General features: G+C 55.1%; 22 protein-coding genes. 7 read left to right on the top strand and 15 right to left on the bottom strand.

All coding sequences use genetic code 11. From position 1 onward, the window contains the following. Positions 1 to 171: 171 nt before the first annotated feature. The 5 genes from TH2_RS19750 to TH2_RS19730 all read right to left on the bottom strand — a co-directional run bounded on the left by TH2_RS19750 (position 172) and on the right by TH2_RS19730 (position 5,720). Complete coding sequence (locus tag TH2_RS19750) at positions 172 to 486, bottom strand: acylphosphatase (RefSeq protein ID WP_008892222.1); 315 nt, start codon at positions 484 to 486, stop codon at positions 172 to 174. 39 nt (positions 487 to 525) lie between these two features. Then, positions 526 to 909: a DUF1244 domain-containing protein gene (locus tag TH2_RS19745; RefSeq protein ID WP_008892221.1), complete on the bottom strand. Its 384-nt coding sequence runs from the start codon at positions 907 to 909 to the stop codon at positions 526 to 528. Further along, entirely contained in the window at positions 902 to 1,636 is a 735-nt protein-coding gene (locus TH2_RS19740; protein ID WP_008892220.1) for an HAD family hydrolase, read from the bottom strand. The genes TH2_RS19745 and TH2_RS19740 overlap by 8 nt, the downstream gene beginning before the upstream one ends. Positions 1,637 to 2,165: 529 nt before the next feature. Then, positions 2,166 to 4,166 (bottom strand): acetyl-CoA carboxylase biotin carboxylase subunit, encoded by a 2,001-nt coding sequence (gene accC, locus TH2_RS19735; protein WP_008892219.1) that lies wholly within the window; start codon positions 4,164 to 4,166, stop codon positions 2,166 to 2,168. A gap of 21 nt (positions 4,167 to 4,187) precedes the next feature. Continuing rightward, the gene (locus tag TH2_RS19730; RefSeq protein WP_008892218.1) at positions 4,188 to 5,720 is read right to left on the bottom strand and encodes an acyl-CoA carboxylase subunit beta; all 1,533 of its coding nucleotides are present in this window, start codon (positions 5,718 to 5,720) and stop codon (positions 4,188 to 4,190) included. 350 nt (positions 5,721 to 6,070) lie between these two features. Here TH2_RS19730 and TH2_RS19725 point away from each other — a divergent pair, with 350 nt between their 5' ends. After that, positions 6,071 to 7,036: an ABC transporter ATP-binding protein gene (locus TH2_RS19725; RefSeq protein WP_008892217.1), complete on the top strand. Its 966-nt coding sequence runs from the start codon at positions 6,071 to 6,073 to the stop codon at positions 7,034 to 7,036. A 25-nt stretch (positions 7,037 to 7,061) separates the two neighbouring features. Here the strand turns inward: TH2_RS19725 and TH2_RS20635 are convergent, their stop codons facing one another. Both TH2_RS20635 and TH2_RS19715 read right to left on the bottom strand, forming a co-directional pair. Continuing rightward, positions 7,062 to 9,233, bottom strand: a complete 2,172-nt coding sequence (locus TH2_RS20635; protein ID WP_167549081.1) for a diguanylate cyclase domain-containing protein — start codon at positions 9,231 to 9,233, stop codon at positions 7,062 to 7,064. 307 nt (positions 9,234 to 9,540) lie between these two features. Then, positions 9,541 to 10,254 (bottom strand): ATP12 family chaperone protein, encoded by a 714-nt coding sequence (locus TH2_RS19715; RefSeq protein ID WP_238538737.1) that lies wholly within the window; start codon positions 10,252 to 10,254, stop codon positions 9,541 to 9,543. A gap of 283 nt (positions 10,255 to 10,537) precedes the next feature. On the opposite strand from TH2_RS19715, the gene TH2_RS19710 reads away from it, so the two are divergent. The 3 genes from TH2_RS19710 to TH2_RS19700 all read left to right on the top strand — a co-directional run bounded on the left by TH2_RS19710 (position 10,538) and on the right by TH2_RS19700 (position 13,233). After that, complete coding sequence (locus TH2_RS19710; protein ID WP_008892214.1) at positions 10,538 to 11,560, top strand: ABC transporter substrate-binding protein; 1,023 nt, start codon at positions 10,538 to 10,540, stop codon at positions 11,558 to 11,560. Positions 11,561 to 11,658: 98 nt separating this feature from the next. Further along, positions 11,659 to 12,444 carry an ABC transporter ATP-binding protein gene (locus TH2_RS19705; protein ID WP_008892213.1) on the top strand — a complete coding sequence of 262 codons (786 nt, stop codon included), beginning with the start codon at positions 11,659 to 11,661 and terminating at the stop codon, positions 12,442 to 12,444. An 18-nt stretch (positions 12,445 to 12,462) separates the two neighbouring features. Further along, the gene (locus TH2_RS19700; RefSeq protein ID WP_008892212.1) at positions 12,463 to 13,233 is read left to right on the top strand and encodes an ABC transporter permease; all 771 of its coding nucleotides are present in this window, start codon (positions 12,463 to 12,465) and stop codon (positions 13,231 to 13,233) included. Positions 13,234 to 13,317: 84 nt separating this feature from the next. On the opposite strand, the gene TH2_RS19695 is transcribed toward TH2_RS19700, so the two are convergent. Beyond that, positions 13,318 to 14,142: a dienelactone hydrolase family protein gene (locus TH2_RS19695; RefSeq protein ID WP_008892211.1), complete on the bottom strand. Its 825-nt coding sequence runs from the start codon at positions 14,140 to 14,142 to the stop codon at positions 13,318 to 13,320. A 272-nt stretch (positions 14,143 to 14,414) separates the two neighbouring features. On the opposite strand from TH2_RS19695, the gene TH2_RS19690 reads away from it, so the two are divergent. Continuing rightward, positions 14,415 to 15,029 carry an HAD family hydrolase gene (locus TH2_RS19690; protein WP_008892210.1) on the top strand — a complete coding sequence of 205 codons (615 nt, stop codon included), beginning with the start codon at positions 14,415 to 14,417 and terminating at the stop codon, positions 15,027 to 15,029. Here the strand turns inward: TH2_RS19690 and TH2_RS19685 are convergent, their stop codons facing one another. Beyond that, positions 15,030 to 15,503, bottom strand: a complete 474-nt coding sequence (locus TH2_RS19685; protein ID WP_008892209.1) for an SRPBCC domain-containing protein — start codon at positions 15,501 to 15,503, stop codon at positions 15,030 to 15,032. Then, the gene (locus tag TH2_RS19680; RefSeq protein WP_008892208.1) at positions 15,490 to 16,188 is read right to left on the bottom strand and encodes an HAD-IA family hydrolase; all 699 of its coding nucleotides are present in this window, start codon (positions 16,186 to 16,188) and stop codon (positions 15,490 to 15,492) included. Before TH2_RS19680 ends, TH2_RS19685 begins: the two co-directional genes overlap by 14 nt. A gap of 493 nt (positions 16,189 to 16,681) precedes the next feature. Between TH2_RS19680 and TH2_RS19675 the strand changes: the two genes are divergently transcribed. Further along, positions 16,682 to 16,948: a hypothetical protein gene (locus TH2_RS19675; protein ID WP_008892207.1), complete on the top strand. Its 267-nt coding sequence runs from the start codon at positions 16,682 to 16,684 to the stop codon at positions 16,946 to 16,948. A gap of 94 nt (positions 16,949 to 17,042) precedes the next feature. Here the strand turns inward: TH2_RS19675 and TH2_RS19670 are convergent, their stop codons facing one another. The 5 genes from TH2_RS19670 to TH2_RS19650 form a co-directional block, all read right to left on the bottom strand. Beyond that, positions 17,043 to 18,146 (bottom strand): RluA family pseudouridine synthase, encoded by a 1,104-nt coding sequence (locus TH2_RS19670; protein ID WP_008892206.1) that lies wholly within the window; start codon positions 18,144 to 18,146, stop codon positions 17,043 to 17,045. Further along, positions 18,143 to 18,535, bottom strand: coding sequence for a fluoride efflux transporter CrcB (gene crcB, locus TH2_RS19665; RefSeq protein WP_008892205.1), 393 nt, complete (start codon positions 18,533 to 18,535; stop codon positions 18,143 to 18,145). The genes TH2_RS19670 and crcB overlap by 4 nt, the downstream gene beginning before the upstream one ends. Positions 18,536 to 18,665: 130 nt before the next feature. Further along, a complete protein-coding gene (locus TH2_RS19660; protein WP_157194272.1) occupies positions 18,666 to 19,196 on the bottom strand; it encodes a DUF1499 domain-containing protein in 531 nt (176 codons plus the stop codon). A gap of 179 nt (positions 19,197 to 19,375) precedes the next feature. Further along, a complete protein-coding gene (locus TH2_RS19655) occupies positions 19,376 to 19,981 on the bottom strand; it encodes an FMN-dependent NADH-azoreductase (protein ID WP_008892203.1) in 606 nt (201 codons plus the stop codon). Positions 19,982 to 20,099: 118 nt separating this feature from the next. After that, positions 20,100 to 21,413, bottom strand: a complete 1,314-nt coding sequence (locus TH2_RS19650; RefSeq protein WP_008892202.1) for a replication-associated recombination protein A — start codon at positions 21,411 to 21,413, stop codon at positions 20,100 to 20,102. Between the two features lie 207 nt (positions 21,414 to 21,620). Between TH2_RS19650 and TH2_RS19645 the strand changes: the two genes are divergently transcribed. Further along, positions 21,621 to 22,856: an MFS transporter gene (locus tag TH2_RS19645; protein WP_040824765.1), complete on the top strand. Its 1,236-nt coding sequence runs from the start codon at positions 21,621 to 21,623 to the stop codon at positions 22,854 to 22,856. The last annotated feature ends 2 nt before the right edge of the window (positions 22,857 to 22,858 follow it).

Below are 22,858 nucleotides of genomic sequence, written 5' to 3'. Positions count from 1 at the left end.
GTGTAGTCTCCCTGTTGATTTCCCGACGCATTGCGTCTGACCATGCAGTCAGGATTTCATAACCATGCCACCGCAGTGCGATAAAGAAAAAGCCTTTTTCCAGAATCAATTGGAAAAAGGCTTTTGCAATCGGTTTAACAAAGCCGCCAACGCCTTGACGAAACCCTTGTTTCAGGCGGTTGGGCGCTTCTCGAACGTGGCAAACCCGTCTTCGAGTGCTGGTTCTTCATGGATGCGATCAACGCACGCATGTGTCGGGCCATCGTGGCAAGCGGTGATCATGGATTGCACCACCTTGGCCGGGCCGCAAAAGACCGCCTCGACCGAGCCATCATTACGATTGCGCACCCAGCCGGTCAGATCACGTTTGCGGGCTTCTTCGACGGTCCAGGCGCGATACCACACACCCTGCACCCGGCCTTCGATCCGGGCATGGACGGCGATGTTGCCATCCCCCGTTGACGGGTCGGGGCTTGTATCGGTCATGATCGGGCCTCCTCCCTTGTCGATGGTTTTATCCGCGGCTTATTTCGCGCCGGGGATCTTGGCATGGAGATGGGCGGTGTCCTGAAACTTCTGTTTCTGTTCATCAGATGCCGGCGCCTGATGGTTATCCTTCCAGGCGTCATAGGTCATGCCATAGACGACTTCGCGCGCCCCATCATAATCCATCGCAACACCGCGTTCGCGGGCGGCTGCCAGATACCATTTGGCGAGGCAATTGCGGCAGAAGCCAGCAAGGTTCATCAGATCGATATTCTGAACATCCTTGCGATCTTGAAGGTGCATCACAAGGCCACGAAAGGCAGCAGCTTCGAGTTCGAGCTTGGTTTGCGGATCAAGATCGGCCGCCGGGCCGTTGGCCAAAACGGCCTCGGTGGACATTTCAGAACCGGCGCAATCAGACATGTTCCATACTCCCGCTGGTCTTTTGGTTTTCGAGTTTCTCGATAATCCCGGGCACATGGGCAATGCTTTCGGCCGTGATAACCTTGTCGTTATCGATCTCGGTCTGATCGACCATTTCATGGACCCAGGTGATTTCATAGGGAATGTGGATCGCCGTCGCCCCGCACGCAAGGACCGGCAGAATATCGGATTTCATCGAATTGCCGATCATGATCGCCTCTTCGGGATCGACGCCATAGCGGCCAAAGATATTGCGATAGGTCAGCGGATCCTTTTCCGAGACGATCTCGATCCCGTCAAACAGGTCCTCGAACCCGGAGCGGTCAATCTTGAGCTGCTGGGCGATCAGATCGCCCTTGGTGATCAGGACCACCTTGTAATTCGGGTGCTTGGCATACTGTTTCAGTACGTCCTCGGCCCCGTCAATGATCCGGGTGGGCGCACGCAGCATGGATTTGCCGGTTTCGGCCAGTTTGTGGATGTCCTCGGCGCTGATTTTGCGATCAGACAATTCGATCGCCGTTTCAATCATCGACAGGGTAAAGCCCGTCACGCCATAGCCATAGATGGAAAGGTTGGCCAACTCGGCCTGATAGAGACGATCATCAACCAGCTCGGGATCAACATAATGTCCCAGCATTTCGCGAAGCTGCACATGGGCTTGGCGGAAAAGTGGCTCGTTGTGCCACAGGGTATCGTCGCCATCAAAAGCAATCAGCTTGTACATTCTTAAGCCTCGTTTCTTGTTATTGGATGGCCGCAGGCACGTTCAATGCGTTGGCAGTCAACCTCGATGTTCACAGGGTATTACGGCCTCAATTCACGACCATATGGCAGTGCAAACGCCTCGTAAAGCCCCGTTATCTGTATTTAATATGCGTGAAACGGATCGGAAAGGCCTTGAAAACACAAGTGTTTGAACAGGTTAGGGTTCAGACTCATTCACATAATCGTCCCGGTCACCCGGATTTGTGCGGATATGCGGAGCGAAATCGCCGGAAGATCTATATCTTTCAAGATTTTGCGACAAAATAGCCCGTGCAAATCCGGGTGATCCGAAGGACAACCGATATGAGAGAAAGCCTCTGCGTCAAAACCCTTGATCGGGGATCACCCCGATCTGCGGGCTTTTCCTAGCTTTTTCTCTCATATCGGTTGCCGGGGCGATCATGTGGATGAGTCTGGACCCAAAAAAAGGCGCTGACCGTTTCCGGACAGCGCCATGATCAAGCATCACCCCAGAGGGATCGGGTGGCTTATTCGTCTTTTTCAAACTCGATGATAATCGCATCGACAGAGAGGTTAGCACCCTGTTCGGCGTGGATCTTTTTGACCACGCCTTTGCTTTCGCACTTCAGGACGTTTTCCATTTTCATGGCCTCAAGGATGCAGAGCTCCTCGCCCGGCTGGACGGTCTGGCCTTCCTCGACCGAGACCTTGACCAGCAAGCCCGGCATTGGCGAGAGCAGGAAGTTCGACATGTCTGGCGGGGCCTTGAACGGCATCAGTTTTTGCAATTCCGCGACGCGTGGCAGCATGACCTTGAAGTGGCGCTGTATGCCGTTGGCGGCGAGTTTGTAACCCACCCCTTCGATGTCGATCTGCACGCAGACCGGGGCACCATCAATCTCGCCAACGAACAGCGGATCACCGATCTTCCAGTCCGAAACCACGCCATAGCTGCGGTCGCCAATGGCGACGATGTAATCGCCGTTAACACCATCGAACTCGATATCGAACGGTGTATGGTCATCCCCGCAAACCGCGACCCAGCTTTCGGCGATTTCAAGCGGATGGTCACTGACCTGACCGGTGATGCCGGCATTGCGTTCGGCGTGGCGCTGATTGATGTAGGCGGCCACCACGATCAGGGTTGCCGGATCATCATTGGGCAGATCATCGGCCGAGAAACCATCCGGGTATTCTTCGGCGATGAAGTTGGTGGTGATGTTGCCATCCTGGAAGCGTTTGTTGGCCATGACGGCGGCCAAGAACGGGATGTTGTGCGAGATGCCACGGATGTAATAGGCGTCAAGCGCGCGGCGCATTTCGCCAATCGCCTGATCGCGGTTTTCACCATAGGTGATCAGTTTCGCGACCATCGGGTCATAGAACATCGAAATCTCGCCGCCTTCATAGACGCCGGTATCGACACGCACGGTGTCTGATTCCGCAGGCGGTTGATAGCGCACCAGACGCCCGGTCGAGGGCAGGAATTCACGGAAGGGATCCTCGGCATAGACGCGGGTTTCCATCGCCCAGCCGGTGAGTTTGACGTCATCCTGTTTGAGCGTCAGCTTCTCACCATCGGCGATCTTGATCATCCATTCGACAAGGTCCTGACCGGTGACAAGTTCGGTCACCGGATGTTCGACCTGAAGGCGGGTGTTCATTTCAAGGAAGTAGAAGTTCTTGTCCTTATCAACGATGAATTCCACCGTGCCGGCAGAGCAGTAATCCACCGCACGTGCCAGTGCCACGGCCTGTTCACCCATCGCCTTGCGCGTGGCAGGATCAATGAAGGGTGACGGGGCTTCTTCGACGACCTTCTGGTGGCGGCGCTGGATGGAGCATTCGCGCTCGCCAAGGTAGATCGCGTTGCCGTGTTTATCCGCCAGCACCTGAATTTCGATGTGGCGCGGTTCCTCGACGAATTTTTCGACAAAGACACGGTCATCGCCGAAAGAGCTTGCGGCCTCTGACGTTGCACGTTCGAACCCTTCGCGGCATTCGGCATCGTTGCGCGCAATACGCATGCCCTTGCCGCCACCGCCAGCAGATGCCTTGAGCATCACCGGATAGCCGATATCATTGGCGATCTTGACCGCCTCTGCAGTGTCCTTGATCACCCCCATATAGCCCGGCACGGTCGAAACACCGGCGTCAGCCGCGATTTTCTTGGACGTGATCTTGTCGCCCATGGCGGCAATCGCACCATTCGGCGGGCCGATGAAGGCAATACCGGCGGCATCAAGCGCCTTGGCGAAGGCCTGATTTTCCGAGAGGAATCCATAACCGGGATGGACGGCCTCGGCCCCTGTGGATTTGCAGGCCTCGATGATGTTTTCGATAATCAGATAGGACTGGTTTGATGGTGCCGGGCCAATACGGACGGCCTCGTCGGCCATCTGGACATGAAGGGCGGCCTTGTCGGCATCGGAATAAACCGCAACGGTTTTGATGCCCATTTTGCGGGCTGATTTGATCACACGGCAGGCGATTTCACCGCGGTTGGCAATCAGGATCTTGCTGAACATTTTTCTGTCTCCCAATTTGTCTTACAGCGGAATGTTGCCGTGTTTCTTTTCAGGGTTCTTGATGTCCTTGTTGCGCAGCATGCCAAGCGCCTTGCAGACGCGGCGACGTGTGCCATGCGGCATGATGACATCATCAATGAACCCCTTGCGGCCCGCGACAAACGGGTTGGCGAATTTTTCGCGGTATTCTTCGGTGCGGGCTTCGATCTTTGCCGGATTGTCCATATCCGCCCTAAAGATGATTTCCACCGCCCCTTTTGGCCCCATCACCGCGATCTCGGCGGTCGGCCAGGCATAGTTGACGTCCCCACGCAGGTGTTTTGATGACATCACGTCATAGGCGCCGCCATAGGCCTTACGGGTAATGACGGTGACCTTGGGCACGGTGGCCTCGGCATAGGCATAAAGCAGTTTCGCACCATGTTTGATGATGCCGCCATATTCCTGTGCGGTGCCCGGCATGAAACCCGGCACATCAACAAAGGTGACAATCGGAATGTTGTAGGCATCGCAGAAGCGCACGAAGCGCGCGGCCTTTTTGGAGCTGTCGATATCAAGGCAACCGGCAAGCACCATCGGCTGATTGGCGACCACACCAACCGTGCGGCCATCCATGCGCGCCATGCCGATAATGATGTTTTTGGCGTAGTCGGCCTGAATTTCAAAGAAGTCGCCCTCATCGACGATCTTGGTGATCAGTTCCTTCATGTCATAAGGCATGTTGGGGTTTTCTGGCACCAGGGTATCGAGCGAGAAATCATCACGGTTGATCGGATCTTCGCAGAGACGCGCTGGCGGGTCTTCCTTGTTACACAGTGGCAGGAAGTCCATGAAGCGGCGGGTCTGAAGGAGCAGATCGACATCATTGTCAAAGGCGAGATCGGCAACACCCGACACACTGGTGTGGGTCGATGCGCCGCCCAACTGTTCGTGGGTGACTTCTTCGTGGGTCACGGTTTTGACCACGTCAGGACCGGTCACGAACATATAGGAGCTGTCCTTGACCATGAAGATGAAGTCGGTCATGGCCGGGCTGTAAACAGCACCCCCGGCGCATGGCCCCATAATCAGGGAAATTTGCGGGATGACGCCGGACGCCTCGACATTGCGCTGGAAGACATCGGCATAGCCCGCCAGGCTTTCAACACCTTCCTGAATACGCGCGCCGCCCGAATCATTAAGGCCAATCACCGGTGCGCCGACCTTCATCGCCTGATCCATGATCTTGGCGATCTTGCGTGCATGGGCACCCGAAAGGGCGCCGCCGAAAACGGTGAAATCCTGTGAGAATACAAACACCAGACGGCCGTTGATCGTGCCATGCCCGGTGACAACACCGTCGCCGGGAATGCGGTTTTCGGTCATGCCGAAATCGACGCAATCATGTTCGACAAACATGTCCCATTCTTCGAAGGAGCCTTCGTCAAGCAACACATCAAGGCGTTCACGCGCGGTGAGCTTGCCTTTCTTGTGCTGATTATCAATGCGGCGCTGGCCGCCGCCCATGGCAGCTTCGGCGCGCTTCGCTTCGAGTTTGGCGACAATATCCTGCATGTTGCGTTTTCCTTGCTGTGATCGGCCATTGGGCACATTTCGGGCCAATGTGCGCGTCTCGAGAATGAAATAGCATTATTCGGTACTGGAATGCCAATTATTTTTGCTGTTCTGACAGAGCTCCAGAATAGTCCCTAAACGCCTGATTTCCCTAACGTCATTTCGATATATCCGCGCGGGCTGAACTAAAGTCTAGAGCAGCAGATCCACCCGCCCCCGCCGCTGGATCATTTTGATGCGCAAGACGTTGGCATTATGGTGCACACTGTTATCGCCCCTGATCCGGGGCACCCAGAACACGTACACCAAGCATACCTTTATCGCCCTCGTCACCACAATCGATTGAGCCCATGTTTAAATTCAGCCCGCGCAATCCGGAGAAAACCGGCGACGACCGCCCTGCTGACTCCCTATGGGGGTATGTCTGGCGCATGAGTGGCTGGCATCAGGTTGTGGTATGCAGCCTTGCTGTGCTTGTGGCCGCGCTTGGTATTGCACCGATTGAGCTGCAACGCCGGATTGTCGATAACGCCATCACGCCACAGGACTTTGATCTTTTGATCACGCTGGCCGCCCTTTATCTCGGCCTGATTGTCGTCCATGGCGGGATCAAGTTTGTGCTTCGGATTTACGAAGGGTGGCTGAGTGAAAGTGCGATCCAGTATAACCGCAAGCACTTAACGCGCCTGCATGCCCATAACGAAGCCGGCAGCCAAGATGAAAGCAACGGGCGTGCGGTTTCGATTATCGGATCCGAGATCGAAAAGCTTGGCGGGTTTGTGGGCGATGGCCTGTCACAGCCGGTCGTCAATAGCGGCATGCTGATCTTTGGTCTTGGCTATATGATCAGTGTCGAGCCGATGATTGGACTTATTGGCGTGATCGCCCTGATGCCGCAGGTTGCCCTTGTCCCGGTCATTCAGAAACGCATCAATGCGCTTATTGAAGCACGGGTTGAGAAGATGCGCGATGTCAGTGACGAACTTTCGGAAATGTCGACCGACAAGGATGATGACGAACAGCTTCGCCCGATCAATAAGGGCATCACCGCATTGTTTGACAACCGCATGCAGCTTTTTGTTCTGAAGTTCGGCATGAAGTCGCTGATCAATCTTTTGAATGCGCTGGCACCGATTTGCGTGCTGTTTGTCGGCGGTTACCTTGTGATTCAGGGCCAGACATCGGTCGGTATCATCGTGGCGTTTATTTCCGGTTTTGATCGGATGTCATCGCCGATGCGTGAATTGCTGTCCTATTACCGGGTGGCGGCACAGGCAGCCGTGCAACACAAGATGATCGCGAAGTGGATGCAGTAGGGCTGCCAACGACTGCCAATCTTACCTAGCAGTCCTGATTTTGCGGGTTCAGGGCGTATCGGCCGCACAGTTCCCGATCAAGCGCGCCGCATTCGTTGCAGCCACCTTCGACATAGAAGCAAAAACGGTTACGCCCGCAATTCTTGGCGCGATAAAGCGCCTTGTCGGCATCGCGATAGATTGAGTCCGGCGTTCCGTTATGATCGGCACAGGTCGAGATGCCGATACTGATGCCAACATGGACTTCGTTGCCATCAATGATCAGGGGACGTGACACTTCCTCTATAATCCGTTGGGCCGGAATGGCCGCATCGCGGACATCATCCATCAATGGCAGGACCACGGCGAATTCATCGCCGCCAAGACGGGCAACGACATCGGCTTCGCGGCAATTGCGTTTGATGATTTCGGCAACTTCGACCAGAAGCTTGTCCCCGACCGGATGACCAAACGTGTCATTGACTTGTTTGAAGCGATCAAGATCGAGCAGCAGCAAAACGATGTTTTTTTCAAAGCGCCGGTTGATCTGAATGATCTGCGACAGCATTGAATTGAACTGATAGCGGTTGGAAAGACCGGTCAGTTGATCGGTCTGGGCAAGCCTGCGAATTTCGGCTTCGACCGCCTTGGTCGGCGTGATATCGGCATGGGTGCCCGACATGCGCAGCGGATTGCCATCCGCATCCCATTCCACGACCTTGCCGCGATCAAGAACCCATACCCAACTGCCATCCTTGTGGCGCATCCGGCATTCGCACTGATAGTGATCGGTCTCACCCCGGAAGGTGCTTTGCAAGGCGGCCTCGGACTTTTCGAGGTCTTCGGGATGGCAATATGCCAACCATGTGTCGATGCTTACGGGACCAAGTTCTTCGAGCGTGTAGCCAATGATTTCGGCCCAGCGTTCGTTAAACCGGGTTTCGCCGGTCTGAACGTTCCATTCCCATGTGCCCGCACTGGTGCCCCAGATGATTTCATCAAGACGCTGGCGTTCCTCGGCCAGTTTGCGGTTGGCATCCTTGAGCATGCGTTCGTAATGTTCGCGCTCGGTAATATCGACATTGGTGGTGTGAATGTATTTGCGTTCGTGCAGCTCTATCAGGCCGGCATGCACCTGCATCTTGCGGATTTCGCCATTCCCCAGGCGATGCTGAACGACAAATGACAACGCGCCATGTTCGAGAACCGCACTGACATGCCTGTGCAAGGATGGTGCGCCATCGACATCAAGTTCCGGGATCGTCCGACCAACAAGACCGCCATCGGCAAAACCATAAAGTTCTTCTGCTGCGCGGCTGGCATCAACAATCCGGCCATCTGCCGGATCGACCAGAATGTTGACCGCGGTTGTGTTGCTAAACATCTGGCGATACAGCAGTTCACGTTCGCGGAAGGCGACCTCGGCCTGTTTGACATCGTTAATATCGGCAAATGAAACGATGACGCCGTCAAAGGTGCCAGTCTGTTCATTATGCAGGGGTTCTGCATTAACCCGGATCCAGGCAAATTCGCCATTGGGGCGATTGACCCCCAGCACAACACCATATTCGCGTTCACCGGTTGCAAGCACCCTTTTGCCGGGAAGCTCATCACGGGTCAGCGGCACACCATCTTCACGTACAAAGGTGCATGGTGTTTCGGGCACGGTCTTTTGGCAAAGTTCGTCGCCCGTAAGACCAAGAATCTCAAGCGCAGTATTATTGAATTCGACCACTGTACCGGCGGCGTCATGCACAACCACCCCCTCGGCCAGGGAGTTAAGAAGGCGCTTGTGCAGATTGCCGCCCTTTTGCAGCGTGTGACTGGTGCCATCCGATGACGATAAGGTTTGCGTCGGGTCACGACGGGTCAAGCATCCCGACGTCACAACATCGCCACTGGCCAATTCGTGGATCGTCGCGCAATCTTCGACCGTGATCCAATTGCCATCCTTATGGCGCAAGCGGAAGGTTAGCCGCCGGTTGGCATCATTTGTCGTCTGTTGATTGCGGTGCTGCGCAAACATCGCGGCATCATCGGGATGAAGCAAGGACGCCCAACCCTGTGTGCGATCAAAGTCGCTGTCGACCGGATCGTAGCCAAGCAGTTCAAAAACGCCCGCGCCGAAATAGTTCCGTGACGGGGTGTTGCGGAAAAACTCATAGAGAACCGGCACCGCACCGGCAGCGCAAGCGTCAGTTCCTGTCTGTTTAGTCAAGTTTACCGACAAATTCATCCCGTCGCCGTACTGGCGTCTCCTTCAGGAAACCAAAATAACCGATACTAATGTATAGGTATCTTTTTATACCTATTGAAAATTGATGCAAAGCAGATTCTGCAGCGAAGACGCGAAATCGTTTCCCCGAACGAGCTAACTTATTGAACTGAAGCCCCGGATCGACAATCCCTTCAAAAGTAGAACACCGATAAACAAGGCGCTGGTATGCACAGGAAACAGGCATAAAAAAAGGAGCAGTTACCTGCTCCTTTGTATGGGTATCCCTGTTTGCGCGGCCAGTTGCGGGCTAGCCCAGCAACTCCAGATAACGTCCGGCGGCCAAGAACTCTGCGCGATGACGGTCGAGACGGGCGATGGCCTCGGCATCGTCGCCCCACTTTTCCATCGCGTAGCCTTCGTCAAGCATAGATGCTTCGAATGCCGTTGTGGTGTCCATCTGGCGTTTCATCACCGCAAGACCGATGATCACGGAGCCCGAAATCGTCGTCAGACTGTGCAAGGCTGTCAGGTAATAGTCATCGAACCCTTCGACATGTTCCTGCAAACGCAGCAATGCATGGTCATCCTGAGTGATCGGCATCACACCTTCGGTGACCGTCAGCACCACCCCCAGATGGTCTTTTGACCAATCGAGAAGCGGCTGCCATGTCTTGGCCTGACGTTCGATGAGGTCTTCGGGGAACGATGCGCGATAGCACAGCAAATCCGATCGGCCATAGCCGGTCAGCTCAGCAATCACCGCATCACGGTTCGGACGCACCCGGTCAATCGCGGTCGCGGCAAGCTGCATGATCGGCATGGTGGAAGGCTGGACCTTTTCACCCTGCGCGTCCCATTCCGCCGCAATTTCACGCGCCAACACTTCGGATGGCAGCAGGAAATCGGCCTTGGCCGGGGTTTTCACCGCACGACCATCAAGAAGCACGCGCCAGCCAGCCCCGGTTTCATCGGCGCTCGCATCGGCCTTTTTATAGAAACGTTTGATCGATTGTGTAAGCATGACCGCCATATGCCCAAAAGCAGCGGATTGCGCAAGTGATTTGCCACATAATTTGCCAGATAAAGAGCGCCAATTGAGCGATTATCAAGAATTTCTGTATAATTTTTGATCAAATTGCCCCATTGACCAAATAATAAACACCCTTACTCTGCTGGGCGAAGGTTACAAAACCGCGACAAAGCGGGCGCACAGGCGACATGGCATGACCATTGCTAAGTGCGCATTGGATTTATCAGGTGGCTGGATTGTTTCATCGATCCGCATTCAGGAGGCTTCTTTAGACATGACCACGTTTACGAACAGACTTTTGGGGGCTGCTATCGGGGCGGCTGTTGCCCTTGGCGCGCATGCGGCCCTTGCAGATATGGCGATTAAATTCTCGCTCGACTGGAAATACGAGGGCCCGGCGGCACCGTATCTTCTGGCCAAGAAGAACGGCTATTTTGAGGAAGAAGGCCTTGATGTCACGATTGACTCGGGCAACGGTTCGGTCGGTGCGATCACCCGTGTTGCCAGCGGCGCTTATGACCTTTCGCTTGCTGACATCAACTCGCTGGTGGAATTCAACGCATCCAACCCGGATCGCGCCATGAAGTCGATCTTCATGGTTTATGATCGCCCGCCATTTGCGCTGTTCATGCTGAAAAGCTCCGGCATTACCAAGCCGGAAGATCTGGTTGGCAAAACCCTTGGCGCACCGGTCTTTGATGCGTCGCGCAAACTGTATCCGGCATTTGCATCGGCCACCGGTCTCGATCTTGACGCTGTGACCTGGGAAAGCATGGACCCGCCGTTGCGTGAGCCGATGCTGGTGCGTGGCGATGTGGATGCGATTTCCGGTCACTATTTCACCTCGATCCTGAACCTGCAGGCACAGGGTGTCGCCAAGGATGACCTGACCGTCTTTATGTACAAAGACTTTGGCATGGACTTCTATGGCAACGGCATTCTGGCTTCGCCGGACATGATGGAAAACCACCCGGAAGAAGTTAAAGGCTTCCTGCGTGGTGTGGTCAAAGGCTGGGCGGCATCAATTGCCGATCCGCAATCTGCAATTGATGCCCTTAAGGAAGTTGATCCGCTGATCAACCCGGATCTTGAGCTGCAGCGTCTGCAGATGGCGATTGATGAAAACGTCGTTACGCCGGCAACCCTTGAAGAAGGCATGGGCCTTGTCAAAGCCGACCGTATGGCCAAGGCCATCGATCAGGTTGCCCTGGCTTTCGGTTTCGAGAACAAGCCGTCTGTTGATGACATCTATACCGATGAATTCATGCCGTCTGCCGAAGACCGCATGCTGAAGTAATCATCTTATGAGGCGGGGCAGTCGGATTTTCTGACTGCCCCGTTTTCCATGAAAGAGAAACAAGAATACGAACAGGCCAAGCAGGGGGAATAACTGCAGTGTCCAAAAGCTTCGTCGAACTCAACGACGTCAAACTTCGCTATAGCGAAGGCGATGAACTGGCGCTTGAAACCACCGATATGAAGATCGACAAGGGCGAATTTATCGCCGTTGTCGGCCCGTCGGGCTGTGGCAAGTCATCCTTGCTGAAACTGGTTTCCGGCCTGATGCCGCCATCTGAGGGCAATGTCATTGTCGATGGCAAGGAGGTTTCAGGGCCGCTCAAGATTGTTGGCATGGCGTTTCAGAACCCGACCCTTTTGCCGTGGCGAACGACCCTTGATAACGTTCTGTTGCCGATGGAAATCGTCAAACCGCACCGCAACCGCCTGCGCAAACATCGCGCGGAATATGAAGAACGCGCGCGCAAGCTTTTGGCGACGGTCGGGCTTGAAGGCCACGAAGACAAATATCCGTGGGAATTGTCGGGTGGCATGCAGCAACGTGCATCGCTTTGCCGGTCACTGATCCACGAGCCGGATCTTTTGATGCTGGATGAACCGTTTGGCGCGCTTGATGCCTTCACCCGTGAAGAGCTTTGGGACATCTTGCAGAACCTTTGGATGATCAAGCCGTTCACGGTTATTCTGGTCACCCATGATTTGCGTGAGGCGGCCTACCTTGCCGATACCATCTATGTGATGTCCAAACGCCCGGGCAAGATCCTGGTGGAGCGTGAAAACACCCTGCCCCGCCCGCGCGATCAGGAAACCACCTTTACCCAGCCTTTCACCGATCTTGTCCACGAATTGCGCAGTCACATTCGTGACGTGCGAGAAGCATAAGGAAGGGCGGGAAAAGTCATGAAAAAGAAATTGAACCTTCGCAAAGCAACGCCGTGGCTGAGTGCCATCGGGCTTTTCGTGCTGTGGGAATTGATTGTGCGGATTTTCAACATTCCGCCCTATGTCCTGCCGACCCCGTCTGAAAGCATCATTGTCGGCTGGCAGTTCCATGAAGCGATCTGGATGCATGCCTATCACACGCTTTATACCACGCTGGCGGGCTTTGCCATTGCCGTGGTGTTCGGGGTTGTGCTGGGTGCGCTGGTCGGATCAAGCCGGGCGATCTATGACGCGGCCAATCCGCTTCTGGTCGGGTTTAACTCTGTCCCCAAGGTGGCCCTTGTCCCGGTTCTGGTGATGTGGTTTGGCATCGGTACGGTGCCGGCGATCATCACGGCATTTTTGATTTCGTTCTTCCCGATTGTGGTCAATGTTGCCACCGGCCTTGCGACGCTTGAGCCGGAATTGCGCGATGTGTTGCGGTCGCTTGGCGCGACACGGCGTGACATCCTGATCAAGGTCGGCTTCCCGCGGGCGATGCCGTATTTCTTTGCATCCCTTAAAGTCGCGATCACGCTGGCCTTTGTCGGCTCGGTGATTTCGGAAACCGTCGCATCAAACGTTGGTGTTGGCTATTTGATGTTGTCGGCTTCGTCGAAATTCAACATGCCGCTGGTGTTTGCGGGATTGCTGGTGATCGCGGTGATGGGCATTGCGATGTACGAGATATTTAACGTCATCGAACGCCGGTCGACCAAATGGGCAAACCGGGGAAATCCGACGAACTAAACCCCATTTAGACCAATCATCAGACAAATAAAAAGGCCGGGAAAATCCCGGCCTTTTTTCATCGTACCATTGGCGATGAGATGACTAGCTGAGATGTTCGTCAAAGAAGGCCATGGTCCGTTCCCAGGCAAGCATGGCATCTTCGCCGTCATAGCGCCCACCGGTCGGGTTGGCAAAGGCGTGATCGGCATCATACCAGAAAATCTGGTAATCGGTCTTACCAGCTTTTTTCAGGCTCGTTTCAAAGTAACTCACCATACCCTTGTTTATATTCTTATCAAGCGTTCCAAAATGCCCCATTACGGGTGCATTGAGGCTCGCCAATTGATCGGCTGATTTTTTAACATTGCCATAATAGATCACGGCTGCGTCAAGGTCGGTCGCGAGGGCCGTATTGAGCGACCATCCACCGCCAAAGCACCATCCGACTGATCCAACCTTACCGGTTGAATCCTTGTGATTTTTGAGGAAATCATAGGACGCTTTGAGTTTTCGCGTGGCGACGTCAGCTTTCATGCTTGCCATCAGGGCTTTCGCACCTTGTGGCGTCGTAGCAGGAGGCTTGCCATACAGATCAACAGCAAGAGCAATGTATCCCTTTTTGGCATATTCTGCAGCAACACTACGGATTTGGTCATTTAGGCCCCACCATTCGTGGATCAGAATGACCGTCGGGGCTGGCAAGGTTGCCGGCATGGCGATTTCGGCAACCATTTCATCACCTTGTGGCGTGGTGATGGTCACTTTATCAAGCCCCGAACCCGCCGCATGAGCCAGCATCGGATCGGCAAGAATAACAGCCAAAGGCAGGGCAACAGCCCCTTTCAGAAACAGTCGGCGTTCTTCATCGGTTGCCTTGGGCGGCGGACCGAGATGTTCGTGGGAGCCACATCCGTCAAGCGTACACATATTCTAGCCTCCTCTGATTCCTGTTTTTCCGGGGTTTTCCCGTATCAATATCATTTGCGACGGCGCGCCCGATTGGCAAATGAATTTCTTGTCATTAGATCAGTAACCATCAATCAGACGCAACCGCATTTCATTCAGGTTTATTTACGGTGCCAATCGCAACAAGGATCATGATAGCACAGCGCTTGGCCCTTAACTGCTGCTTGCACCAATGGACGTCCCCTGCTTAAAAAGGGGCACCCAACAGCCACAACCCGCCAGATGGAGAAGACATGCGCGATATTGAAACGGTTTTGTTCGACCTTGGCGGCGTTCTTGTCGACTGGGATCCGCGCTATCTGTATCGCAAGATGTTCAAGAACAATGCGGAGATGGAGCGTTTTCTTGCCGAGGTTTGCCATCCGCACTGGAACCATCTGCATGATCAGGGGATGCTGAGCTTTGCCAATTCCATCCCTGATCTTCAGCACCGCTATCCGCAGCATCATGACGAGATCGCCGCATGGCAGGAACGCTGGCCGGAAATGCTAAAAGGGGCGATTGATCGCACGGTCGGGATTCTTGAAGACCTGAAAAAACGCAAAAAGGTGCGGTTGTTTGCCCTGACCAACTGGTCGGCAGAAACATGGCCGCATGCACTGGAGCGCTTTGAGTTCCTTGATCACTTCGAAGATATTCTGGTGTCTGGCCAGGAAAAGCTCGCCAAGCCCGATCCGCGCATTTTTGATCTGGCGATTTCACGCTTCAAACTTAACCCGCGCGAAACCCTGTTTATCGATGATAGCGATCGCAATATTCAGCAGGCACGCGAACTGGGCTTTATCACCCACTGGTTCCGCGATCCGGTCAAATTGCAGCGTGAATTGATCGAGTATCAGCTGTCCTGATCAGCGTTTTTGGCGCAGGTAATTGCCAAAGCATTCGCCAAAGGCAAATTCCCAACCCTTGAGGTAGCCTTCGCGAAGGGCTGGCGCGATTTCGCCGACATTTTCCCATGCCTTGTGCTCCAACCGGATGACACAGCGACCAAACTCGTTAAGGTCAAACGACACCTCGACCAGCGTAAAGTCGCCGGCATTCCAGCCCGGATGCCAGGTAAAGGACACATGTTCACCCGGTTGCCAGCTTCTTACCCGACCCCACGGGATATCATCCTGCCCCTTGGCGCGCTCAACGATCTCGCCGCCGACACCGTCATTGAATTCGACCGTAACGCAGTCCTTTTTAGAGATCGAATGGGTATCGGTCGGCCACCAGTCGCCAAAGCCCGATGTGAAAGCGTCAAAGGCGTCATCGGGATCGACGGCCAGGGTCAGCTCAAAGCGGATCGGGGCAAGGTCGGGATTCTTAAGCGGCGTCACGGTCAATTTCCCAAATCGTATCAAGGGCAGCGGTCAGTTCATCAAAGTGGCTGATGACAGCGTGCGCACCTGATTTATGCAGCGTATCGACATCATGATAGCCCCAATCAACGCCGATGGCGATCATGCCAGCCGCCCGGCCCATTTCGATGTCATAGCTGGTATCGCCAACGATCACCGCATTGGGGGCATCGACCCCGGTTTCTTCAAGGGCAGCCATCAACATCGCAGGATTTGGCTTTGACGGGTGATTGTCACAGGTCTGAAGGGTGACAAAGCGGCCTTCAAGTTCGTTGCGCGCCAGCACCGCATCAAGACCCCGGCGGGCCTTGCCGGTTGCCACACCGCTTAGCCATTTGCGACCATCGATTTCCATCAGAACTTCGTGCACACCGGGGAACAGCGGCTCGTGGAAGTCGGGAGTCTGGCGCAGGGTGAAGAAGGCGGTTTTATAGGCCGCTGTCACCGCTGCGATGATGTCCTCATCCACCCGTGCCGGGCTTGCCAGCTTTGTGATGGCTTCGGGCAGGCTCAGACCAATGATGGTGCGCGTGTTTTCAAGCCCCGGACAGTCCAGACCGTGCTGCGCAAAGGCATGATCCATGCAATGCGCAATGGCGTGCTGGCTGTCAACAAGGGTGCCGTCGCAATCAAAAATCACAAGTCTAAGCGGATCAGTGGTCATGTGGGGTCTTTCATCAGATGAAGGTCAGGAGCTACTAATTTGATTGGAATGGCAGCGTTTATATTTGTGAAATCCGAGGAAAAGCCCGCTGAGGGGGGTGGTTTCCCCCACAAGGGATTTGACGCTGGAGTTTGCAAATATAAACGCTGTCCTACGGATCGATCAGATTTGCACGGCCTACTTTGTCGCAAAACTTTGAAAGATGTATATCTTCCTGCAGTTTCGCTTCGCGTATCCGCACAAATCTGATCGACCATTCTAACCAAATTAGTAGCTCCTGACCTTGGGAACGCGGAGACTAATCGAAAGCGTTTCAAAGATCGAGTCTCCCGCGGTTGTATTGCCGTGCATTTTTTGTGCTGTGCGGGAAGCAACAGAAACCACAAGTGAATTTTGTATTACTGTCTAAGCGATGCAATGCGCGCTACAATTGAATTCTGGCCTACAGGGCCCTGCCCGACAGAGGCAGGCTCTCTGCGACAGGAGGCAGACCATGCTTACACTTCGCGACTGCATCGACTTCAGCGACCTCACCGAGGAGGAAGTGCTGGCTATTGCCGAGTGCGAGCATATTCCTTTGGTCACCGCCCTTGAGGAGGGTGAGTGCATGGTGCATACCAAAAACGGCCGCAAACAGCTTGCCGTGATGATCAAGGGCCAGGCCGAAATGTGTGAACGCATGGGCAATACGGTTCATGCCCAACACCTGAACCGGGTCTATGACGCCTTCATAAGACGTTTCGACAGCAAAAATACCTAGTACAGACTGTGTCCCAACGCCGTTTGATCAGGAGGACGAAAAAGCCGACGCAATGCGTCGGCTTTTCGGTGTCTGGTGCTGTTTGGAAAGCACCCTATTTCTTGCGTGCACGCGACGGTTTTGCCTTTGGCTTGGGCTTTTCTTCCTTCTCGCGGTGAATTTCCGGGGTCAGGAATTTGGTTGGCGTTTTCGGATCGAAGTTCAGCTTTTTGAGCGTTTCTGCGAAATGTTCCGGCACAGGTGCCTCGATCACGACGCGATGGCCGGTGACCGGGTGCGGGAAATCAATCGCACGCGCATGCAGATGCATCTGATTGGACAGGCCATCAATAAACGCCTTGGGTCCACCATATTTTCCATCGCCCAGGATCGGGCATTCTATGGCCTCGCAATGAACACGCAACTGGTGAGTACGACCGGTCAGCGGTGACAGGGCAAGCCATGCGGCCTTGCGCCCGGCGCGATGAAGCTGACGGAAGACAGACTGTGCCGATTTACCGAGCTTTTCATCGATGACCATTTTCTCCCCGCCCTTGCCAGCGATTTTGGCAAGCGGGGCATCAATCATGCCTTCGCGTTCCGCAGGCGCACCGGTGACAATCGCCCAGTAAAGCTTGCGGGTCGATTTATCCTTGAATGCCTTGGTCAGCGCATGGGCCGCACTGGCCGAACGGGCCAGCAGCAAAACACCACTGGTGTCCTTATCCAGACGGTGGACCAGTTTCGGGCGTTCTTTGCTGTCGAGTTTCAGCGCATCAAGCATGCCATCGACATGAACATTGGTGTTGGTCCCGCCCTGCACGGCAAGGCCGGCGGGCTTGTTGATCGCCAAAACCAACTCGTCATAGAAAATAACGGAATCGCGCAATGCCTGCAGCTCTGCCTCGGTCGCATCGGACTTGGCGGGGCCAGCGTGTTTGCGTTGCTGGACTTCAGACGGGTTATAACCCGAACCGTCTTCGCCCCATGGGCCGGTACCACCACCGGACATAACCGGTGCGGGCGGCACACGGATTTCCTGGCCCGGCTCAACACGCTGATTGGCCTTGGCACGTTTGCCATCGACACGGATCTGACCGCCACGCAGGAATTTCTGGACCTGACCAAATGTGAATTCGGGACAGTTGCGCTTGAACCAGCGATCGAGCCGAATGTCGGCCTCGTCTGCTTTGACCTTGCGCAGAGTGACACCACTCATTGCAGAATACCCCTTACCAGCGCGATTGCGCCAAACAATGCCGAAATACCGACCACCACGGACACACCAACATAAAGGGCGGAAAGCCCCATATTGCCCCGTTCATACAAGGTCGCGACATCCAGCGAGAACGTCGAAAAAGTTGTAAACGCCCCCAGAAAACCGGTCACAAGGAGTGCGCGCGTTTCAAGCCCCATGGATAGTTTCAGGGCGGAAACCTCGATCAGCACCCCCATCAGGAACGAACCGACGACATTGACCGTCAAAGTTCCCCAGGGAAATCCAGTACCCATCACAGAGCCCATCATGACGGAAACACTGTGACGTGCAACGGCACCAATGGCACCGCCCAAGGCAATGGATGCGATTAACAACGGTGAAAATTGCATGGCGCGGAACCTATTCCCTCAGTCCTGAAATGTCACGTGTGAATACGGCATGGGCCCATGCCAGCCAAGGGTATCAAACACCATGGCCGACGGATGATCAATCGCATTGGCCTTGGCGGTTTATCCCGGTTTACTGATTTTTTCCCATCCGGGCTTCGACATCGGCAAGCCAGGCACTTGTGCGTTTTTCATTTTGTCCGAAATCATCGCGGCCATAGACCGATTGGGCGAACAAACAGAAAGCCACATCATTGCCGGTTTCCGGCAGGATCAGCTCGATCTCTACCCAGTCGGGAAAGCGAAATACTGCCGAGCGTGCCAGGAAATAAAGGCGACCGGCCTTGCCACCCGAAACATCCGTCATCAACGTCATGCCGTGATCCGGGGCGGTTTCGATCAAAACCTCGGTCAGTCTCGCGACCGACGCCGCAAAAGACGGACTTTGCATCGCGCGGTCACTGTCAGGTAGACGATCGACCGGACAGGCAAGGAAGAAATTCGGCACATTCGGAAGGTCGGCATCGCGCCCGAAGGTCATATTGGGGGGATCGCCAGCAGGCAGCATATGATCCATCAGCCCGGTAAAACGGACCGTTACGAAAATGCCTGCCAGTACCAGCAGTCCCCAGATTGCAACCATCGCCAGCCGTTTCAATGACACCACCTGCCCTTTTGCGAACTCCGATACCATAAACACAAAAGGTTAAGAATCAAAATGCCCGAACGGGAGGGAACCGTCGGGCATTTCGGGAAACACGCCCGTCAATCAGCAAACCAAGGGGGGGGATATGGAAATTCGCTGATCGGCGGGAATGTATCGGAGTTTTTGAACCGGGATGCTTAGGCAGCGGCCGGAAGCTTGGCCGCTTCGACATTGGCAATTGCCTTGGCCATGGCTTCTTCGGCGTTCACAGCGAAGCCAGACGCTTCGACGATTTCAACATCGGTGATGCCGATAAAGGCCAGAACCTGTTTGAGGTACGGGGTCGCGAAATCAACCGGGCTGTTGACCGGAACGCCGCCAGTTGCAGCAACGATGTAGGCTTTCTTGCCTTCGACCAGACCAACCGCGCCGTTTTCGGTGTATTTGAAGGTCACACCAACGCGTGCAATCAGGTCAACCCAAGCCTTAAGGGTCGACGGGATCGAGAAGTTGTACATCGGCGCACCGATGACAAGAACGTCCGCGTCAAGAATTTCAGCCACCATCTTGTCAGATGCGGCGATGATTTCTTTCTGCGAGTCCGAGCGGTCTTCCGCCGGGGTGTAAAAAGCACCGACGGTTTCGCCGGTGATCGCTGAAACGAGCGCTTCATTGGTATCGCGTTCGATAACGGTTGCCGAAGAATCAGCGGCCTTGATGCGGTCGATCAGTTTGAGGGCGATCTGGCGGGAGTTCGAGTTCTCACCATTCACAGATGCGCTAACATGCAGAACTTTAGTCATTTTCAGTCTCCGAGTCCGGGTTTGTTTGTTGCCCTGAACTTACGCCTGCCAAACCGATCTGTTTAGCCAGAGACTCTTCACCAGATTGTTTCCATTTTGGAGCCTAAATAACCGTTGGTTATTTATTGTCGCCTTTCTTTTGACGCTCCGCGCGCAGGCGATCGAAATATTCGACGCGTTTTTTAAGATCGCGTTCAAAGCCGCGTTCGACCGGCTCGTAGAAATTCTGCCGCCGCATGCCTTCGGGGAAGTAGTTCTGGCCGGAAAAGCCATCTTCCTGATCATGGTCATAGGCGTAGCCGGTGCCATAGCCGATATCCTTCATCAGCTTGGTCGGGGCATTAAGGATATGGGCGGGCGGCATCAGCGACCCGGTATCGCGCGCAATCTTGAGTGACTTTTTATAAGCCGCGTAACCGGCATTGGATTTTGGCGCGAGGGCCAAGTAAATCACCGCCTGTGCCAGGGCCAGTTCGCCTTCGGGACTGCCAAGGCGTTCGTATGATTCCCACGCACCGATGCAGAATTGCTGGGCCTGCGGATCGGCAAGACCGATATCCTCGACCGCCATGCGGGTCAGTCGGCGGGCGACGAATTTGGGATCCTCGCCCCCGGCCAGCATCCGGTTAAACCAATACAACGCTGCATCCGGGTCCGAGCCACGAATGGATTTATGCAGCGCACTGATCAGGTTGTAGTGACTGTCATCGCCCTTGTCATAGATCGGCATGCGCTTTTGCACGGTGCGGGCAAGCTCCGCCACACCAAGCGGACCATCATCTTCGCTGGGCGGCAGGGAAAACAGTTCCTCTGCCAGGTTCAGGCAATAACGTCCGTCGCCATCGGCCATGGCACGCAGGGTTTCGCGGGCCTCGGGTGTGACAGGCAGTTCAAAGCCCATTTCCTTTTCGGCGCGCACCAGCAGTTCTTCAAGGCCCTGATCATCAAGACGCTTGAGCACCAGCACCTGACAGCGCGAAAGAAGTGCTGCGTTGAGTTCAAAGGACGGGTTTTCGGTGGTCGCGCCGATCAGGGTGATGGTGCCGTCTTCGACATAGGGCAGAAAGCTGTCCTGCTGGGCCTTGTTGAAACGATGTATTTCATCGATGAACAAAAGCGTCGCCCCACCGGTCGAACGGCGCGCACGGGCACGTTCAAACACCTTGCGCAAATCCGCCACCCCAGAAAAGATCGCCGAGAGCGGTTCAAACGCCATATCGGCAACATCGGCCATCAGCCGGGCCAATGTCGTTTTGCCACAGCCCGGCGGCCCCCAAAGGATCACCGACGGCACGCGGCCGGTCTTGATCATGCGGGTGATCGGGCCATCATCGCCAAACAGATGCCCCTGGCCCACCACTTCATCGAGTTTGGCGGGGCGCAGTCTGTCGGCCAAAGGGCGCGTGACCTGACTTTCAAACAGGGAAACCATACAGCGACATCATGATGTTGAGCGGGTTGGTGACTTTGGCGAAACGTAACACGCAGATGACATTGATGACAGACGAAACATCGTCGATTGACGCTGGCATATGTGCGGCATAGCTTTCAGGCTTGTTTCCATCCAAGCAACAAAAAAGAACACGTTCGTGACGCTCGTTTTTGCCTGCCTGCCCGACCTTGACTGTCGGTGCCTGCCATGACGTCGACTTCGCATGGCACGCCCGCCAAATTGCCAATCGTGATCGGGTTGGGCACGGGACAGACCCTTGCATTTGGCACCACATTGTATCTGCCGGCCATTCTGGCAGAGCCGATGGCGAATGAGCTTGGCATTCCACCCGGTTGGGCGTTTGGCGCCTTTTCACTTGCGCTGGTGTTTGCCGCCCTGCTGGGTCCGAAGGCCGGGGCGCGGATTGACCAGTTTGGCGGGCGCACGGTGCTGGCAGTGTCCAGCCTGATCTTTGCGTGCGGCCTTGCGATGCTGGGTACGGCCGATAGTCTGACCATGATGTGTATTGCGTGGTGCGTCATTGGTGTTGGCATGTCGATGGGGCTTTATGAGTCGGCCTTTGCCACGCTGAGCTGGATTTATGGCCATGATGCGCGCGGACCGATCACCGGCATTACCCTGATTGCCGGATTTGCCAGCACGATCTGCTGGCCGATTACCGCCGGGATCGAGGCCGAGTTTGACTGGCGCACGGCCTGCTATTTCTGGGCGGCGATGCATATCGTGCTGGGCTTGCCGCTTAATCTTTTTCTGATCCCGCGCACCAAGACAGGCAACCGCGCGTCTCCTGCTGCGGATACGGCCAAAGCATCCCCTGCCGCTGCCCCTGCCCCTGCCCCTGCCAAGCTATCGCGTTCGGATATCTTCAACATGCCGATGATCCTTCTGGCCATCGTATTTGCCGCCAGCTGGTTTACCGCAACGGCCATGGCGGCCCATTTGCCACGCCTGTTACAAATTTCGGGGATGGATGCCGCCGGTGCGCTGATCGCGGCGTCGCTTGTGGGGCCGGCACAGGTGGCGGGCCGGTTGGCCGAGTTCGGGTTGCTGAAAAAGATGCATCCACTGATTTCATCACGGCTTTCGGCCCTGACCCATCCGGTGGGGGCGGTGTTGCTTTTGATCTTTGGCGGGCCGGTCGGGATGCTGTTTACCAGTCTGCACGGGATCGGCAACGGGATCCTGACCATCGCCAAGGGCACCTTGCCACTGGCGATCTTTGGTCCGGTGGGATATGGCGCCCGGCAAGGCTATATCATGGCACCATCGCGCTTTGCGCAGGCGGCGGCACCGTTTGTCTTCGGGCTTTTGATCGATGATTACGGGCAATATGCGATTTTGTTGACCATCGTGCTTGGCCTTGTGACCTTTGCCGCGCTGATGATGCTGCGTCATCGGCCCGTGTCTGGTAATGCCGACTGACC

It is taken from the genome of Thalassospira profundimaris WP0211, assembly GCF_000300275.1.
Lineage (GTDB): Bacteria > Pseudomonadota > Alphaproteobacteria > Rhodospirillales > Thalassospiraceae > Thalassospira > Thalassospira profundimaris.
This window is presented reverse-complemented; position numbering and strand designations above follow the sequence as displayed.

Excerpts from the sequence above, each read along its gene's own strand:
- TH2_RS19700 (WP_008892212.1), top strand. The coding sequence starts at position 12,463 with ATGAAAAAGAAATTGAACCTTCGCAAAGCAACGCCGTGGCTGAGTGCC.
- TH2_RS19730 (WP_008892218.1), bottom strand. The coding sequence starts at position 5,720 with ATGCAGGATATTGTCGCCAAACTCGAAGCGAAGCGCGCCGAAGCTGCC.
- TH2_RS19740 (WP_008892220.1), bottom strand. The coding sequence starts at position 1,636 with ATGTACAAGCTGATTGCTTTTGATGGCGACGATACCCTGTGGCACAAC.
- TH2_RS19675 (WP_008892207.1), top strand. The coding sequence starts at position 16,682 with ATGCTTACACTTCGCGACTGCATCGACTTCAGCGACCTCACCGAGGAG.
- TH2_RS19725 (WP_008892217.1), top strand. The coding sequence starts at position 6,071 with ATGTTTAAATTCAGCCCGCGCAATCCGGAGAAAACCGGCGACGACCGC.
- TH2_RS19690 (WP_008892210.1), top strand. The coding sequence starts at position 14,415 with ATGCGCGATATTGAAACGGTTTTGTTCGACCTTGGCGGCGTTCTTGTC.
- TH2_RS19645 (WP_040824765.1), top strand. The coding sequence starts at position 21,621 with ATGACGTCGACTTCGCATGGCACGCCCGCCAAATTGCCAATCGTGATC.
- TH2_RS19745 (WP_008892221.1), bottom strand. The coding sequence starts at position 909 with ATGTCTGATTGCGCCGGTTCTGAAATGTCCACCGAGGCCGTTTTGGCC.
- TH2_RS19670 (WP_008892206.1), bottom strand. The coding sequence starts at position 18,146 with ATGAGTGGTGTCACTCTGCGCAAGGTCAAAGCAGACGAGGCCGACATT.
- crcB (WP_008892205.1), bottom strand. The coding sequence starts at position 18,535 with ATGCAATTTTCACCGTTGTTAATCGCATCCATTGCCTTGGGCGGTGCC.
- TH2_RS19650 (WP_008892202.1), bottom strand. The coding sequence starts at position 21,413 with ATGGTTTCCCTGTTTGAAAGTCAGGTCACGCGCCCTTTGGCCGACAGA.
- TH2_RS19715 (WP_238538737.1), bottom strand. The coding sequence starts at position 10,254 with ATGCTTACACAATCGATCAAACGTTTCTATAAAAAGGCCGATGCGAGC.
- TH2_RS19655 (WP_008892203.1), bottom strand. The coding sequence starts at position 19,981 with ATGACTAAAGTTCTGCATGTTAGCGCATCTGTGAATGGTGAGAACTCG.
- TH2_RS19710 (WP_008892214.1), top strand. The coding sequence starts at position 10,538 with ATGACCACGTTTACGAACAGACTTTTGGGGGCTGCTATCGGGGCGGCT.
- TH2_RS19680 (WP_008892208.1), bottom strand. The coding sequence starts at position 16,188 with ATGACCACTGATCCGCTTAGACTTGTGATTTTTGATTGCGACGGCACC.
- accC (WP_008892219.1), bottom strand. The coding sequence starts at position 4,166 with ATGTTCAGCAAGATCCTGATTGCCAACCGCGGTGAAATCGCCTGCCGT.
- TH2_RS19695 (WP_008892211.1), bottom strand. The coding sequence starts at position 14,142 with ATGTGTACGCTTGACGGATGTGGCTCCCACGAACATCTCGGTCCGCCG.
- TH2_RS19750 (WP_008892222.1), bottom strand. The coding sequence starts at position 486 with ATGACCGATACAAGCCCCGACCCGTCAACGGGGGATGGCAACATCGCC.